Here is a 14,107-nt window from a genome sequence, read left to right on the forward strand (position 1 = left end):
CGGCGCGGCCACCTATCGGCCATCAAAATTGACGCCGACCGGACTCCGTAATCGTCGCGCTACACCATGACGATTTGCGGGGTCGATTATCCTTCGGCTTCGGACACCCGGCCATTCGTGGTGCCCACCTCAAGCCTCATGGGGACCTGCCCGCGCCCACGCATCCGGCCGCGTGAGCCTTTGCCCTCCGGCCGGTTCGTGCATAGATGATCCGATGACCGACCAATTCACTGACCGCGTGGCCAGGCTGGATGACCTGGAAGCCTTGCATCGCGTGATGGGCCGATCGATCGCCCGGCTCCAGACCGGGTTCCTTACGCCCGAGCAAGTCGCCGCCAGTCACAAGGTGATGGGGCTCGACAGCCAGCTCGTGCGCGATGGCACCTATTTCCTGGTCGAATATGGCGAGCGCATCGCCGGGTGCGGCGGCTGGAGCTTTCGCGCCACTCTCTATGGCGGCGACGAGAGCGTGATCAAGCGCGAGCCGGCCATCGTCGATCCGGCGAGCGGCGCCGCGAAGATCCGCGCCATGTACACCGATCCCGACTTCACGCGGCGCGGCATCGGCCGGCGCATCATCAGGCTATGCGAAGAGGCCGCCCGCTCGGCCGGCTATCGCCGCGTTGAGCTGATGGCGACCGCCGCCGGCGTGCCGCTGTATGAAAGCTGCGGATACCAGCCCAAGGCGAAGCTGCAATTCGCCCGGGTCGATGGCGTGGCAGTCCCTCTGCTGCAGATGGAAAAGGTGTTCTAAAAAGCGCTGCGGTCATGTCGAATGAGCGCCGCCGAGGCCGTTGCCTCAGCTTTTGCCGTCGCCTTCGTATAGTCCGCGCTGGAAGCCGAGGAACGTCGAGCGGATTTCGGCCACCGATCCCAATTCGCGGACGGCATCCATGGGCGTGCCGTATTTCAGTTCCAGCAAGGCCGGCAGCTTGCCGTCGTCCAACTCGCTTTCGCCAACCGCCGCATATTGCGACAGGACGAAATCGAGGAAGTCGCGCTGCTTGTCACCGTATCGGAAGAGGATCGCTTCTCGCCGGGTATCCGCCCGCTCGATCCGCTTGATGGGCGGGCGCGCCCAGGCGATGAAGGCCAGCACGTCGAACAGGTCGCTTTCCTGCGAATCCGTCGCCCGGCGGATGCCGTCGAGCGCTTCGCCGGTGAAGCCGCGTTCGGCCAGTCCTTCCACCAGCTTGCGCCGCGTGTCCGGCTGGCTCCAGATCGCGCGCAATTCGTCTTCATCCCGGAAGAGGTCGGGCAACTGGCCGAACAGGTTTTCGATGAACTGCTGCGCTGAAACGGGCTTGCCATCCACGCTCCAGAACGTCGTGGCGCTGATATGCTGGAACGTGCGTTCCTTCCCGTCAGCCAGCCGGATCACCAGCTTGGCCCTGGGCGGCTCGGGGTCTGGCCCCGGTTCGGGCAGATCGCCTTCCGGCTTGCCGTCGCGCGGTCCTTTCGGCGGTTCCGGGTCCAGCGGCTCGCCATCCCATTCGGGATCGCTGAAATGCTCATAGGCCTTCACGAAATCGAATATCGTGAAATAGTCCTTCCCATCGAACAGTCGCGTTCCCCGTCCGATAATCTGCTTGAACTCGATCATCGAGTTGACCGGGCGCATCAACACGATGTTGCGGACGTTGCGCGCATCGACACCGGTGGATAGCTTCTGCGAGGTCGTCAGGATCGTCGGGATGGTCTTGTCGTTGTCCTGAAAGGTGCGCAACCATTGGTCGCCGATCGCGCCGTCCGAGGCGGTGACTCGAACGCAGTAATTCGGGTTGGTGCTGGTCTTCACCTGGTTGATCAGGTCGCGCACGATGCCGGCGTGTTCCTGCGTTGCGCAGAACACGATCGTCTTTTCGCGCTGGTCGATCATGGCCATGAAGGTGCGGACGCGGTAGGCCTCGCGCTCGCGGATTTCGATGGTGCGGTTGAAGTCGCGTTCGGTATAGCGCTTGCCGTCCTCCACCTCGCCTTCGATCACGGCGTCGTCGGACGTATAGACATACTCGTCGATGGTCGTGCCGATCTGTCGGACCTTGAACGGCGTCAGGTAGCCGTCGTTGATCCCCTCCTTCAGCGAGTAGGTGTAAACCGGCTGGCCGAAATAGGCATAGGTATCGGCGTTGTTCTTGCGCCTGGGCGTGGCGGTCAGGCCGATCTGCACGGCGGGCGCGAAATAGTCGAGGATCGCGCGCCATTCGCTTTCATCCTTCGCGCCGCCGCGATGGCATTCGTCGATGATGATGCAGTCGAAGAAATCGGGCGGATAGTCGCCGAAATAGGGCGCGGGATCGCCATTGGCGTCGGTGCCGCTGGTGAAGGTCTGGAAGATGGTGAAGAACACGCTGGCGTTCTTCGGCACCGCGCCTTTCTTCTTGATGTCGCCCGGCGTGATCCGCGCCAGCGCGCCGTCGTCGAAGGCGGCAAAGCTGTTGTAGGCCTGATCGGCGAGGATGTTGCGATCGGCCAGGAACAGGATGCGCGGGTGCCGCCGTGGTTCACCGGGTGCTTTCCAGTCGGAAAGGTTCCAGCGGGCATGGAACAGTTTCCACGCGATCTGGAAGGCGATGGCGGTCTTGCCGGTGCCGGTGGCGAGCGTCAGCAGGATGCGGCTGCGATCCCCGGCTATCGCCTCCAGCACCCGCTCGATGGCGTTGTGCTGGTAATAGCGCGGCTCGAAGCGCCCGCCGCCGGTCTCATAGGCGACAGTCGCGAAGCGATCGCGCCAGCGGTTCGCTTCGGCAAAGGTGGCGTCCCACAGTTCCTGCGGCGTGGGATAGCGATCGACCAGCCCTTCCGCGCCGGTTTGCATGTCGATGCGGTAAACCTGCCGGCCGTTGCTGGCATAGGCGAAGCGGCATTGCAGGCGGGCGGCATAGTCCTTCGCCTGCCCGACGCCCTCGGTATAGCTTTTGGTCGCCGCCTTGGCTTCGAGCGTCGCCAGCTTGGTGTTGCGATAGACCAGCACATAATCGCAGGACAGCGCGCGGGCGCGCTTGCCCTTGCCCATGATCCGGCCGGGCGCGATCACCTCGCGCCGGGTGCGGCTGCCATCGACCACGCCCCAGCCGGCCTCGCGCAGCGCGGGGTCGATCAGCTCGGCGCGGGTCTCGGCTTCGTTCATGCGGCGATGGTTTCCGGCATTGCGGCGGTCAGTTCGCCGGTGAAGGCACGGTGGAGAAGCGATTGCTTTAAGGCATCCAGCGCGATCATCTTCTTTCTTATTGTGGCTTCAAGCGCCTCGCATTCCAGCATTGTCGCATCTAGCAGATCAACGACTGCTTGTTGCTCTCGGGTATCGTCAGGGACGTAGATTTCTAAATCAGACCATTTGGATTTGTTTATGATTGGGAGTGTGGCCTGCCCACTACCGCTCAACACAGCCCGCTGAAATCGCGCGGTCAAAAATTGGTAGAAAGCAAACTTTCCCGACAGACCGGCGCGTGGAATGAAGGCGTTAACCTGCTGGTTTGCCGTAACCTCAGTTTCAGTAAAACCCGATTTTCCAATCGTGGCACCAATGCACACCATCAGCGCGGCATCGGCCGGGATCAGCCGTGATGCACTTGCTCCCTGAACGCTTAGCGCCTCGTTGCCATAGTCCAATGAACCATTCGGCCGGAAATCGCCCGGCTTGATAAATGGAATATGATCTCCAAAATTCGCGGCAACGGATGTTTTTGGCGTGTTACCCGTCAAGGTTTTCCCCAATGAGCGGAGACTGGTCAGGAGCCAGCCCTTCCGCTGACCATCGAGAACATTTGCAAGCGAAGCGCTGAACAACTCCCGCGCATTGGCGAGGTTCTTTTCGGCATTGGCGGTTGCGGTGGCGATGGCGGCGAAGGCCTCATCCAGCACCGCCACAATCCGCCGCTGTTCTTCCAGCGGCGGAAAAAGAAACTCGATGGCGTGGATTTGCTTCGACGAAAGGTGTTTGACGGTCGTGTAGGTCGTTGCGTCTTCAATGGCCTTGAGGTGGCTGTTGATGCCATAGAATAGAAATCGCGCATCCACATCGGCCGCAAAATTCGTAAGTTTGCATACTCGCTGATTGAGAAGCGCATCAGGTCCGCGCCACTCAAAACACCCAAACTCACCGTCCATGCCGATAAGAAAGTCACCAGCGCGAACTCTATAACGCTCATCAAAATCGCCGTCGAAGTTGGTTTCTGTTGACCAACCGCCTCTCAAATCGCGAATGCGGACCAGAGGCATACCGCCGCCCGTGACAAACTGCCTGGAATTGAAAGCGTAGCCGTTCTGGACTTCCAGAACTTCAGATAGCTTTCGCTTACGCCACCCCGCTTTCACAGCAGTTCCCTCACCCGCGCCAGAATCTCCGCACTCTCGGCATCCAGTGCCGCAATCTCGTCCAATATCTCCCGCGGGCTGCGCAGCGCCTCGGCCTCGGGCGCATTGGGGTTGCGCACGGTCAGGTCGAAGGTCGCGGGATCGAGCGTGTCCGCCGCCACGCTCCACGCGTTCGGCCCTTCGGCGAAGCTCGCCTGCCGCTCGACGAAATCCGCCATGTCGGCATCGTTCAGCGGGTTGGTCTTGCCCATGGTGCGGCCGGGATCGAGCCGGTAATACCAGATGCCGCGAGTCGGCTCGCCCTTGTCGAAGAACAGCACCACGGTCTTGACGCCCGCGCCCTGAAAGGTGCCGCCGGGCATATCGAGCACGGTGTGCAGGTTGCAGCTTTCCAGCAGCTCGCGGCGCAGCGCCACGCTGGCATTGTCGGTGTTGGACAGGAACGTGTTCTTGATCACCACCGCCGCCGATCCTCCTGCCCTCAGCGACTTGATGAAGTGCTGGAGGAACAGATAGGCGGTCTCCCCGGTCTTGATCGGGAAATTCTGCTGGATTTCCGGCCGCTCCTTGCCGCCGAAGGGCGGGTTGGCCAGGATCACGTCGAAGCGGTCCTTCTCCTGAATGTCCAGCACGGGTTCGGCCAGCGTGTTGGTGTGGACGATGTTGGGCGCTTCGATCCCGTGCAGGATCATGTTCATCGTGCCGATGACATAGGCGAGGCTCTTCTTCTCCTTGGCGTAGAAGGTGCGCTTCTGGAGCTTTTCGAGGTCGCCGGCCGTCTTCGCCAATGGCCGGAGATAGTCATAGGCTTCGCACAGGAAGCCGCAGGAACCGGCCGCGCCGTCATAGATGGTGTCGGTCAGCGTCGGCTTCACCACCTTGATCATCGCGCGGATCAGCGGGCGCGGGGTGTAATATTCCCCGCCGTTGCGCCCGGCATTGCCCATGTTCCTGATCTTGGCTTCGTACAGTTCGGACAATTCATGTTTTTGCGTCTGGCTGCCGAAGGACAGTTCGTCGATCGCGTCAATCGCGTCACGCAGCGAGTAGCCGGACTGGAACTTGTTGCGGATCTCCCCGAAAATCTCGCCGATCTTGTATTCGATCGTATCGGCGCTGGCGGCGCGCCCCTTGAACCCCTCCAGATAGGGGAACAGCTCGCGGTTCACATAGGCGATCAGGTCCGGCCCGGTCTTGGCGCGGTTGTGGTCGAGCTTGCCGGCGGCATCCTTCGGCGCGGCCCACAGGCCCCAGCGATGCGCGGCGTCGATGATCGGCGTGTAGGCTTGCCCGCGCAGCTCGGCTTCGGTGGCGCGGGTGGTTTCCAGATCATCCAGGTATTTCAGGAACAGCAGCCAACTGGTCTGTTCGGTGTAGTCCAGCTCGGAAGCGCAGCCGGCTTCCTTGCGAAGAATATCGTCGAGGTTCTTGAAAGTCTGTTCGAACATGCGGCGAGAAGTAGCAGCGGTTTGGGAATGGCCACAAGCGGCGATCACGCAGCCTTGCGCCTCATCCTCCCCAACATGTCCAGAATGTCGGGATCATCCAGAATTTCACGGCTGGCCGGCTGGAGCGGGTAGCGGGAATCGAACCCGCATAGCCAGCTTGGAAGGCTGGAGCTTTACCACTAAGCTATACCCGCGTGCCGGTCGGCATGCGTTTGCGTGGGGAACGCAAGGCCGGGTTGCGATTGCCACGAGGGTGGCGGTCTCGTCAATCGGGCAATTGGGCATCGGTGGCGGGATACTGGCGGCGCGTCGCCGCAAGGCCCTTGCCACGGCGGCATCGCCGACTTCATGCTATCGTGCGAATCGGCTTTCGCCCCGTAAGCGGGCGGAGCCACGATCAGGACAAGGGAACGCCATTCGATGAACACGCCACGGTCGCGGTCGCAATCGGACAGTCAGGCTTCGCCGCGGCGGCGCAACCCGCTCGACCTGCTGATGAAATCGGGCCTGGGCAAGCTGCTGCGCGGGATCGGCGTGACGCCGCGCGCGGCAAGCGGGGACAGCCTGCTGGACCTTGCCGACGCGCTGCTTTCGCTGCGCGGGCGGGCCTCCGGGCCGGCGCTGGCATCTGCCTTCTTCGACCTTTACGAAGCGAGCGACACGGCCGCGCGGCATGAATTCCTCGGCAAGATCCACGATCTCCATCCCGCCGACGCGGTGGCGATCGACCGTGCCATCGCGCAGTGGCAGGAGAAGCGGGACGAGAACGCGGCGCGCGCACTGAACGAAGCGACCGAATCGCCCAGCCAGAAGCTGATCCGGCTGCTGAACCTGGCGCCGCAGGGCACCGAGCGACTGATCGACATGCGCGAGGATCTGCTTTCGGCCCCCAAGGGCTCGCCGGGGATCGCCGCGTTCGATCGCGAGATGGAAAGCGCCTTCACCGCCTGGTTCAACGCCGGCTTCCTGGAACTGCGCCGCATCGGCTGGGATTCGCCCGCGCACTTGCTGGAACGCATCATCCGCTATGAAGCGGTGCACGAGATCCATGGCTGGGAAGACTTGCGCCGCCGGGTGGAGCCCACCGACCGGCGCTGCTACGGCTTCTTCCATCCGCAGATGATGGATGACCCGCTGATCTTCGTGGAAGTGGCGCTGACGCCGCAATTGCCCAGCGCGATCCACCAGATCATCGCCGAGGAGCGCGAGCACATTCCGCCGACCGAGGCGAACTGCGCGATCTTCTATTCGATCAGCAATTGCCAGGTGGGGCTCAAGGGCATTCCTTTCGGCAATTACCTGATCAAGCGCGTGGTCGGGCTGCTCAAGGGAGAACTGCCGCACCTCAAGACTTTCGCGACGCTCTCCCCGGTTCCCGGCTTCGCCCGGTGGCTGGCCAAGGAGCAGGGCGCGGAGGCCAAGGTGCCGGGCGCGAAGGATCTGCGCATGCTGGCGGCGCAGTACCTCGTCACCGCCAAGGGACGGGGCGGTCAGCCGCTCGATTCGGTGGCGCGCTTCCACCTGGGCAACGGCGCGCGGCTGGAAGCGATCCACGCCAATGCCGATCTTTCCGAGAACGGCCAGCGCCAGGCGCACGGCGTGATGGTCAACTACGTCTACGATCTCGGCGAGATCGAGGCGAACCACTTCGCGCTGACCGAGTTGGGCACTGTCGCCACGTCGAAGGCGGTGCAGGCGCTGGTCGAGGAAGCCGAAGGCGGCAAGGGTGGCGGAAAGAGCGGCGGCAGGAAGGACAGCCCGTCCAAGGCGGCGATTGCCGCCTGACGGGCGGCGCGGCCGGGCTCCCGCCGCCCGGCTATTCGGGCAAACGCTCCCGGTCCCGGTTAGACGTAACCAAAAGCAAAGCGCCCCCGCCAGCCCATCGGTTGGCGGGGGCGCTTTTTTTTGCCCGAGTGAAGCTGCCGAAATGAAGCTTGCGGTCAGGCCTTCTTCTTTTTCTTTTCGGCCCAGATGCTGCGGTAGGACATGTAGCCCAGCACGGTGGCGAAGAGCAGGAAGCCGAGCACCGGCCAGCCGGTCTGCTTGCGCTTTTCCAGCTTGGGCTCGGCGGTCCAGATCAGGAAGGCCGAGACATCCTTGGCCATCTGGTCGACCGTCGACTTGGTGCCGTCGCCATACTGGACCTGGCCATCGGCGGTCAGCGGCGGCGCCATCGCCAGGTTGAGGTTGGCGAAATAGGGGTTGTAGTGCAGCCCGTTCGGCGTCTTGGCGTCCGGGAATTCCTTCAGCAGTTCGGCCGGCTGCGCCTGGAAGCCTGTCAGCAGCGAGTAGACATAAGGGCCACCGTCGTGACGCGCCTTGGTGATCAGCGACAGGTCCGGCGGGATCGCGTTGTTGTTGGCAGCGCGCGCGGCGACGTCGTTGGCGAAGGGCTTGGGGAAGTAATCGGTCGGCAGGCCGGGGCGCATGTTCGCCTCGCCCGTGTTGGGATCGATGCCGGGAACCTGGAAGCCCTTGGCGATCGCCTTCACTTCGGCCTCGTTATAGCCCAGCGCGGCCAGATCGCGGAACGCGACGAGGCGCAGCGAGTGGCAGGCCGAGCAGACTTCCTTGTAGACCTGGAAGCCGCGCTGCAGCTGCTGGCGATCGAACTTGCCGAAAGGGCCGTCGCTGGCGAAGTGCACTTCCTTGGGCACGAGGTGGAACTCGTGCTCGGCGGTCACGGGCGCCGGCTCGGTGATCGCCGTATAGGCGCCGTTGCCGAACGACCAGGCCAGGCCGAGGGTGAAGAACAGCCCGACGAGAATGGAAATGATGCGGATCATGGCTTTCGTCTTTCCGTCTCGCTGTTGCTTACTCGGCCGGAGCCAAGGCGGCTTGCTCGTCGCTGCCCAGCACGGCCTCGGTGATCGAGAAGGGCAGCGGGTCGGGCCGCTCGATCGAGGAAACGATCGGCAGGATGATGAGGAAGTGCGCGAAGTAGTAGATCGCGGCGATCTGGCTGATCATCACATAGGGTTCCGCCGCCGGCGCGCCGCCGCAGTAGCCCAGGATCAGCACGTCGATCAGCAGGATGATGAAGAACTTCTTGAACGCCGGGCGGTAGCTGCCCGAGCGGACCGGCGAACGATCGAGCCAGGGCAGGAAGAACCACACCAGGATCGCGCTGAACATGGCGAGCACGCCCATCAGCTTGGCCGGGATGAAGAAGAAGTCCGACGTGAAGGCGCGCAGGATCGCGTAGAACGGCCAGAAGTACCATTCGGGCACGATGTGCGCCGGCGTGCTCATCGGGTTGGCCGGGACGTAGTTGTCCGGGTGGCCCAGCGCGTTCGGGAAGAAGAACAGCATCGCGCAGTAGAGGAAGGCGAACAGGCCCATCGCCCAGCCGTCCTTGGCGATGTAGTAGGGGTAGAACGGCACGGTGTCGCTCTCGCTCTTCACCTCGACGCCGGTCGGGTTCGAGGAGCCCGGGATGTGCAGCGCCCAGATGTGCAGCACGACCACGCCGACGATCACGAACGGCAGCAGGTAGTGCAGCGAGAAGAAGCGGTTGAGCGAGGCGTTGTCCGGCGCGAAGCCGCCCAGCAGCCACTGCTGCAGCGGCTCGCCGACCAGCGGGATCGCCGAGAACAGCCCGGTGATGACCTTGGCGCCCCAGAAGCTCATCTGGCCCCAGGGCAGCACATAGCCCATGAAGGCGGTGGCCATCATCAGCAGGAAGATCACCACGCCCAGCAGCCACACCATCTCGCGCGGGGCCTTGTACGAACCGTAGAAGAAGCCGCGGAAGATGTGGATGTAGATCACCACGAAGAAGGCCGAGGCGCCGTTGGCATGGGCATAGCGCAGCATCCAGCCCCAGTTCACGTCGCGCATGATGTGCTCGACCGAATCGAAGGCGACGCCGGCGTTGGCGGCATAATGCATCGCCAGGATCACGCCGGTGACGATCTGGATGCCGAGGCAGGCCAGCGCCAGGAAACCGAAGTTCCAGAAATAGTTCAGGTTGCGCGGAACCGGGTAGCCGGAGCCGACCGAGTTATAGACCAGGCGCGGCAGCGGCAGCTTTTCGTCCATCCACTTCATGAAGGGATGGCTCGGCGTGTATTCGTGGGCCCAGGGGAAGCTCATGTTCGTGATCCTCGGGAGTCTCTTGGCCTCAGCCGATCTTGACGACGGTGTCGGAGGTGAATTCGTAGGTCGGAACCTCGAGGTTCTTCGGGGCCGGGCCCTTGCGGATGCGCGCCGCGGTATCGTAGGCCGAACCGTGGCAGGGGCAGAAATAGCCGCCGAACTCGCCCTTGATCTCGCCCTCGCCGGCGCCCAGCGGCACGCAGCCCAGGTGGGTGCAGACACCCATCGTGATCAGCCAGTTCTCCTTGCCCTCCTTGGTCCGCTCGGCCAGCGTCTGCGGGTCGCGCAGGCTGGAGATCGGCACGGCGTTCGCCTCGGCGATTTCCTTGGGGGTCAGGTTGCGGATGAAGACCGGCTGCTTGCGGAAGATCGACTTGATCGCCTGGCCGGGCTGGATCGCGGAGATATCCACTTCGGTGGAGGATTCGGCAAGCACGTCGGCCGAAGGCGCCATCTGGCTGATGAGCGGCACGAGGAGCGAAACCCCGGCGACACCCGCCGCGCTGACCGCTGCTAGATTGATGAAATCGCGACGCCGCACTCCATCTCCGGTTGCAAGCTCCGGAGCGTCAGTGATCGCTTCTTCTGCCATGTTGACCTTGCCTTGCTCTCCAAGGCCCGCCGCCGAGACCGGAAGCAGGCTGAATCCTGTTCAGTGGTACGCCTGGTATCCCCCGATGCCCGCAACGAGCCCGAACGGACCCCGGACCGATGCCGACTTGGCGGGCCTGATAGACGCGAAAATCACACCTGCCAACCGCCTTTTTGGCGCAAGCCCCCGGCCGGTCAAGATGCGGTTATGCCGGGCCGATCAAGGATATCTGCCGGCCATAGGCGGGCTCGCCCCGGTGGGTGGCGCGGCGGAAGGAAAAGAACCGCTCCGGCGCGGCATAGGTATCGAGGCCGAGCCGGTCGACATGGGCGATTCCCGCCAGCGCGAGCCGCGCGGCCACATAGCCTGCAAGGTCGAACTGGCGATGGCCAGTGCGCGCGCCGGCCGCGAAGAATCGCGCGTTATCCGCGTCTTCGGCAAGAAAGCGGTCGCGAAAGCCCTCGTCCACCTCGTAGCTCGGCTGGGCGATGCAGGGGCCGACGGCGGCGACGATCCGCGATGCCCGCGCACCCAGCCGCTCCATCGCCGCGATCGTCCGGTCGGTGACGCCGGCCACCGCGCCTTTCCACCCGGCATGGGCCGCGCCGACCACGCCGGCCTCGCGATCGGCCAGCAGCACCGGCGCGCAATCGGCGGTGAAGATGCCGAGCAGCAGCCCCGGCCGATCGGTGACGAGCGCATCGGCGCGCGGCCGGTCGGCCTCGGGCCAGGGATCGGCCACGGTGACGCAATCGGGCGAATGGATCTGGTAGACCGTGACCAGCCGCGCGCCGGGTCTGACCGCGGCGATCGCGCGGGCGCGATTTTCCGCGATCAGCGCCGGATCGTCGCCCGAGCCGTGGCCGACATTGAGCCCGGCGACATCGCCTCGCGACACCCCGCCGCGCCGGCCGAGGAAGCCGTGCGGCAATCCGGCGAGCGATGGCGCGGCGATGACTTCGACAGGCTCTGCGGCCGGATCAGCCAAGGCTTTTCGTCACCTGTTCCAGCACGTCGCGCGACAGCGAGGGCGCGGCGGCGATTCGTTCCAGCTCGGCGCGCATCATCGCCGAGCGGCCGGGTTCGATCCGCCGCCAGCGGCCCAGCGGCGGGACGAAGCGCGCCGCCGTCTGCGGGTTGATCGGATCAAGCCGGCGGATCAGATCGCCGATGATGCGATAGCCTTCGCCATCCGCCACGTGGAAGCCCTTGGGATTGACCGCGAAGGCCATGTAGAGCGCGCGCACCCGGTTGGGGTTGTGCATGGTGAAATCAGGATGCCCGGCCAGCGCCTGGACATGATCGAGCACCTGCGGATGGAGCGAGCCCGCCTGGAGCGAGAACCACTTGTCGATCACCAGCGCGTTGCCGTGATAGCGCGCGTGGAAATCGGCCAGCGCTTCCTCGCGCTCGGGCACGGCCAGGCCGCACAGCACCATCAGCGCGCCTTGCCGGTCGGTCATGTTGTCGGCGGCGCGGTATTGCGCGATGGCGCGCCTCGCCGCTTCCTCCGGCGCGCCGGCCGCGAGATAGATCAGCGCCTGCGTCTTCAGCTTGCGCGCGCCGCGCGCGGCGGCATCGCGGCTGTAGGGCACGGCCGAAGCCCGATCGTGCAGCGCGATCAGCGCGGCCTGCAAGGCATGGCCCAGCCAGGCCTTGAGCGCTTCGCGCTCGGCATGGATGGCGCCGGGATCGGCGACGAGGAGCTGCTCGGCAAGGTAGGTTTCGGACGGCAGGATCATCAGCTCGCCACGCATCAGGTCATCCAGCGCGCCATCGGCGAGGAACGCGGCGAAAGCCTCGCCGATCGCCGCGCGGCCCGCCGCCCGGTCATCCGGCGACAGCCCGCCGCCCACCGCGGCGACCAGATGCCGCACCACCAGGCTCTGCATCGCCTCATAGCGGGCGAAGGGATCGTCGTCGTGCGCGGCCAGGAACACCAGATCCGCGTTGGAGCGATCGGCCTCGATCGAGACGGGCGCGGAAAAGCCGCGATTGATCGACAGCACCGGCGGCGCGGAAAAGCCATCGAACGTGAAGCTGTCGCTCGCCTTGTCGAGCACGATCAGGCGTTCGCCGCCATGGCGACCGCTTTCGCGATCGAACAGCGCGACGCGCAGGGGAATCGGCATCGGCTGCTTTTCGGGCTGGCCCGGCGTCACCGGCACGGCTTGCGAGAGCGCCAGCGTGGCGGTGGTGCCCGCGTGCGTCAGCGCGACCTTGACTTGCGGCGTGCCGGCCTGCCCGTACCACAGGCGGAAGCGCCCGAGATCGAGCCCGGACCCGTCCTCGATCGCCTTGACGAAATCCTCGCACGTCGCCGCCTCGCCATCGTGACGCGCGAAATAGAGGTCGGTGCCCTGGCGGAAGCGTTCGGGCCCGGCCATGGTGCGCATCATGCGGATCACCTCGGCGCCCTTGTTATAGACCGTCGCGGTGTAGAAGTTGCTGATTTCCTGATAGGAATCGGGCCGGATCGGGTGCGCCAGCGGCCCCGAATCCTCAGGGAACTGGGCCGAGCGCAGCACCCGCACATCCTCGATCCGCTTGACCGCTTCCGATCCCATGTCCGCGCTGAACAGCTGGTCGCGCAGCACGGTGAAGCCTTCCTTCAGGCTGAGCTGGAACCAGTCGCGGCAGGTCACGCGGTTGCCCGACCAGTTGTGGAAATATTCGTGCCCGATCACGCCTTCGACCGCATCGTAATCGGCGTCGGTCGCGGTTTCGGGATCGGCCAGCACATAGCGGGTGTTGAAGACGTTGAGGCCCTTGTTCTCCATCGCGCCCATGTTGAAGTCCGACACGGCGACGATGTTGAACAGGTCAAGATCGTACTCGCGCCCGAACGTCTCCTCGTCCCACCGCATCGCCGCCTTCAGCGATGCCATGGCGTGGTGCGTGCGCGCCTCGTCGCCGGGGCGGACCCAGATGTTGAGATCGACCTTGCGGCCCGACATGGTGGTGAAGCTATCGTGGTTGGCGACGAGATCGCCCGCCACCAGCGCGAAGAGATAGCAGGGTTTGGGCCAGGGATCGTGCCATTCGGCCCAATGGGTGCCGTCCGCGTCATCACCTTGCGCCACGCAGTTGCCGTTCGACAGCAGGATCGGGAACGCCGCCTTGTCGCCCGCCATCCGCACCCGGTAGGTCGAAAGCACGTCGGGCCGGTCAGGGAAGAAGGTGATGCGGCGGAACCCCTCGGCCTCGCACTGGGTGCACAGCATCCCGTTGGACGCGTAAAGCCCCATGAGCTGGCTGTTCGCCGCCGGGTTGACCGCGGTTTCCACCTCGACCGCGTGGGCATCGCCGGCAAGGTCGATCAACAGGTCCGCGCCGTCGAGCCGCCAGTCGTTCACCGCCACGCCATCGACCTTCACGCCCAGCGGCGCGATATTGTCGCCATTCAGGCGCAACGCCGCGCCATCGCCGTGCGGATTGCGCCGCACCGTCAGGCGCGAGACGACGCGGGTAGCATCGACCCCCAGCGTGAAGTCGAGCGCGATCTCCGGCACCAGCCAGGCGGGCGGCTGGTAATCCTCGCGGCGAATCACCGGCGGGGCCAAGGGCGGCGGCGCGGCACCGGCAAGCTGTGGATCGGCGACAGGTTCGGACGGTCTGCTGGCAATATCCATGCCCGCCTAGGTAGCGCTTC

At 64.5% G+C, this 14,107-nt stretch carries 10 protein-coding genes and 1 tRNA gene; 2 read left to right on the plus strand and 9 right to left on the minus strand.

The genetic code is table 11. From position 1 onward, the window contains the following. Positions 1–214 precede the first annotated feature (214 nt). Complete coding sequence (locus PYV00_RS18760; RefSeq protein WP_275229821.1) at positions 215–754, plus strand: GNAT family N-acetyltransferase; 540 nt, start codon at positions 215–217, stop codon at positions 752–754. Between the two features lie 45 nt (positions 755–799). On the opposite strand, the gene hsdR is transcribed toward PYV00_RS18760, so the two are convergent. The 4 genes from hsdR to PYV00_RS18780 all read right to left on the minus strand — a co-directional run bounded on the left by hsdR (position 800) and on the right by PYV00_RS18780 (position 5,959). Continuing rightward, positions 800–3,130, minus strand: a complete 2,331-nt coding sequence (gene hsdR / locus PYV00_RS18765) for an EcoAI/FtnUII family type I restriction enzme subunit R (protein ID WP_275229822.1) — start codon at positions 3,128–3,130, stop codon at positions 800–802. Further along, positions 3,127–4,317, minus strand: a complete 1,191-nt coding sequence (locus tag PYV00_RS18770; RefSeq protein WP_275229824.1) for a restriction endonuclease subunit S — start codon at positions 4,315–4,317, stop codon at positions 3,127–3,129. The genes hsdR and PYV00_RS18770 overlap by 4 nt, the downstream gene beginning before the upstream one ends. Further along, positions 4,314–5,765, minus strand: coding sequence for an N-6 DNA methylase (locus PYV00_RS18775; protein ID WP_275229825.1), 1,452 nt, complete (start codon positions 5,763–5,765; stop codon positions 4,314–4,316). Before PYV00_RS18775 ends, PYV00_RS18770 begins: the two co-directional genes overlap by 4 nt. A gap of 120 nt (positions 5,766–5,885) precedes the next feature. Beyond that, positions 5,886–5,959 (minus strand) — tRNA-Gly (locus PYV00_RS18780). Between the two features lie 226 nt (positions 5,960–6,185). Here PYV00_RS18780 and PYV00_RS18785 point away from each other — a divergent pair. Further along, positions 6,186–7,550: a malonyl-CoA decarboxylase gene (locus tag PYV00_RS18785; protein WP_275229826.1), complete on the plus strand. Its 1,365-nt coding sequence runs from the start codon at positions 6,186–6,188 to the stop codon at positions 7,548–7,550. A gap of 155 nt (positions 7,551–7,705) precedes the next feature. Here PYV00_RS18785 and PYV00_RS18790 read toward each other — a convergent pair whose 3' ends face one another. From PYV00_RS18790 to pepN, 5 genes are all read right to left on the minus strand, one after another. After that, entirely contained in the window at positions 7,706–8,551 is an 846-nt protein-coding gene (locus tag PYV00_RS18790; RefSeq protein WP_275229828.1) for a cytochrome c1, read from the minus strand. Positions 8,552–8,579: 28 nt separating this feature from the next. Next, positions 8,580–9,860 carry a cytochrome b gene (locus PYV00_RS18795; protein WP_275229830.1) on the minus strand — a complete coding sequence of 427 codons (1,281 nt, stop codon included), beginning with the start codon at positions 9,858–9,860 and terminating at the stop codon, positions 8,580–8,582. A gap of 28 nt (positions 9,861–9,888) precedes the next feature. Next, positions 9,889–10,455, minus strand: coding sequence for a ubiquinol-cytochrome c reductase iron-sulfur subunit (gene petA, locus PYV00_RS18800; protein WP_275229831.1), 567 nt, complete (start codon positions 10,453–10,455; stop codon positions 9,889–9,891). 205 nt (positions 10,456–10,660) lie between these two features. Further along, the gene (gene pgeF / locus PYV00_RS18805; RefSeq protein WP_275229832.1) at positions 10,661–11,443 is read right to left on the minus strand and encodes a peptidoglycan editing factor PgeF; all 783 of its coding nucleotides are present in this window, start codon (positions 11,441–11,443) and stop codon (positions 10,661–10,663) included. Continuing rightward, entirely contained in the window at positions 11,436–14,087 is a 2,652-nt protein-coding gene (pepN, locus tag PYV00_RS18810) for an aminopeptidase N (RefSeq protein ID WP_275229833.1), read from the minus strand. The genes pgeF and pepN overlap by 8 nt, the downstream gene beginning before the upstream one ends. Between the last annotated feature and the right edge of the window lie 20 nt (positions 14,088–14,107).

Source organism: Novosphingobium album (ex Liu et al. 2023) (assembly GCF_029076845.1).
GTDB lineage: Bacteria > Pseudomonadota > Alphaproteobacteria > Sphingomonadales > Sphingomonadaceae > Novosphingobium.

What these genes read in the sequence shown, in the direction of transcription:
- petA (WP_275229831.1), bottom strand. Translation starts at nt 10,455, where the DNA reads ATGGCAGAAGAAGCGATCACTGACGCTCCGGAGCTTGCAACCGGAGAT.
- PYV00_RS18790 (WP_275229828.1), bottom strand. Translation starts at nt 8,551, where the DNA reads ATGATCCGCATCATTTCCATTCTCGTCGGGCTGTTCTTCACCCTCGGC.
- PYV00_RS18760 (WP_275229821.1), top strand. Translation starts at nt 215, where the DNA reads ATGACCGACCAATTCACTGACCGCGTGGCCAGGCTGGATGACCTGGAA.
- PYV00_RS18775 (WP_275229825.1), bottom strand. Translation starts at nt 5,765, where the DNA reads ATGTTCGAACAGACTTTCAAGAACCTCGACGATATTCTTCGCAAGGAA.
- pepN (WP_275229833.1), bottom strand. Translation starts at nt 14,087, where the DNA reads ATGGATATTGCCAGCAGACCGTCCGAACCTGTCGCCGATCCACAGCTT.
- hsdR (WP_275229822.1), bottom strand. Translation starts at nt 3,130, where the DNA reads ATGAACGAAGCCGAGACCCGCGCCGAGCTGATCGACCCCGCGCTGCGC.
- PYV00_RS18785 (WP_275229826.1), top strand. Translation starts at nt 6,186, where the DNA reads ATGAACACGCCACGGTCGCGGTCGCAATCGGACAGTCAGGCTTCGCCG.
- PYV00_RS18795 (WP_275229830.1), bottom strand. Translation starts at nt 9,860, where the DNA reads ATGAGCTTCCCCTGGGCCCACGAATACACGCCGAGCCATCCCTTCATG.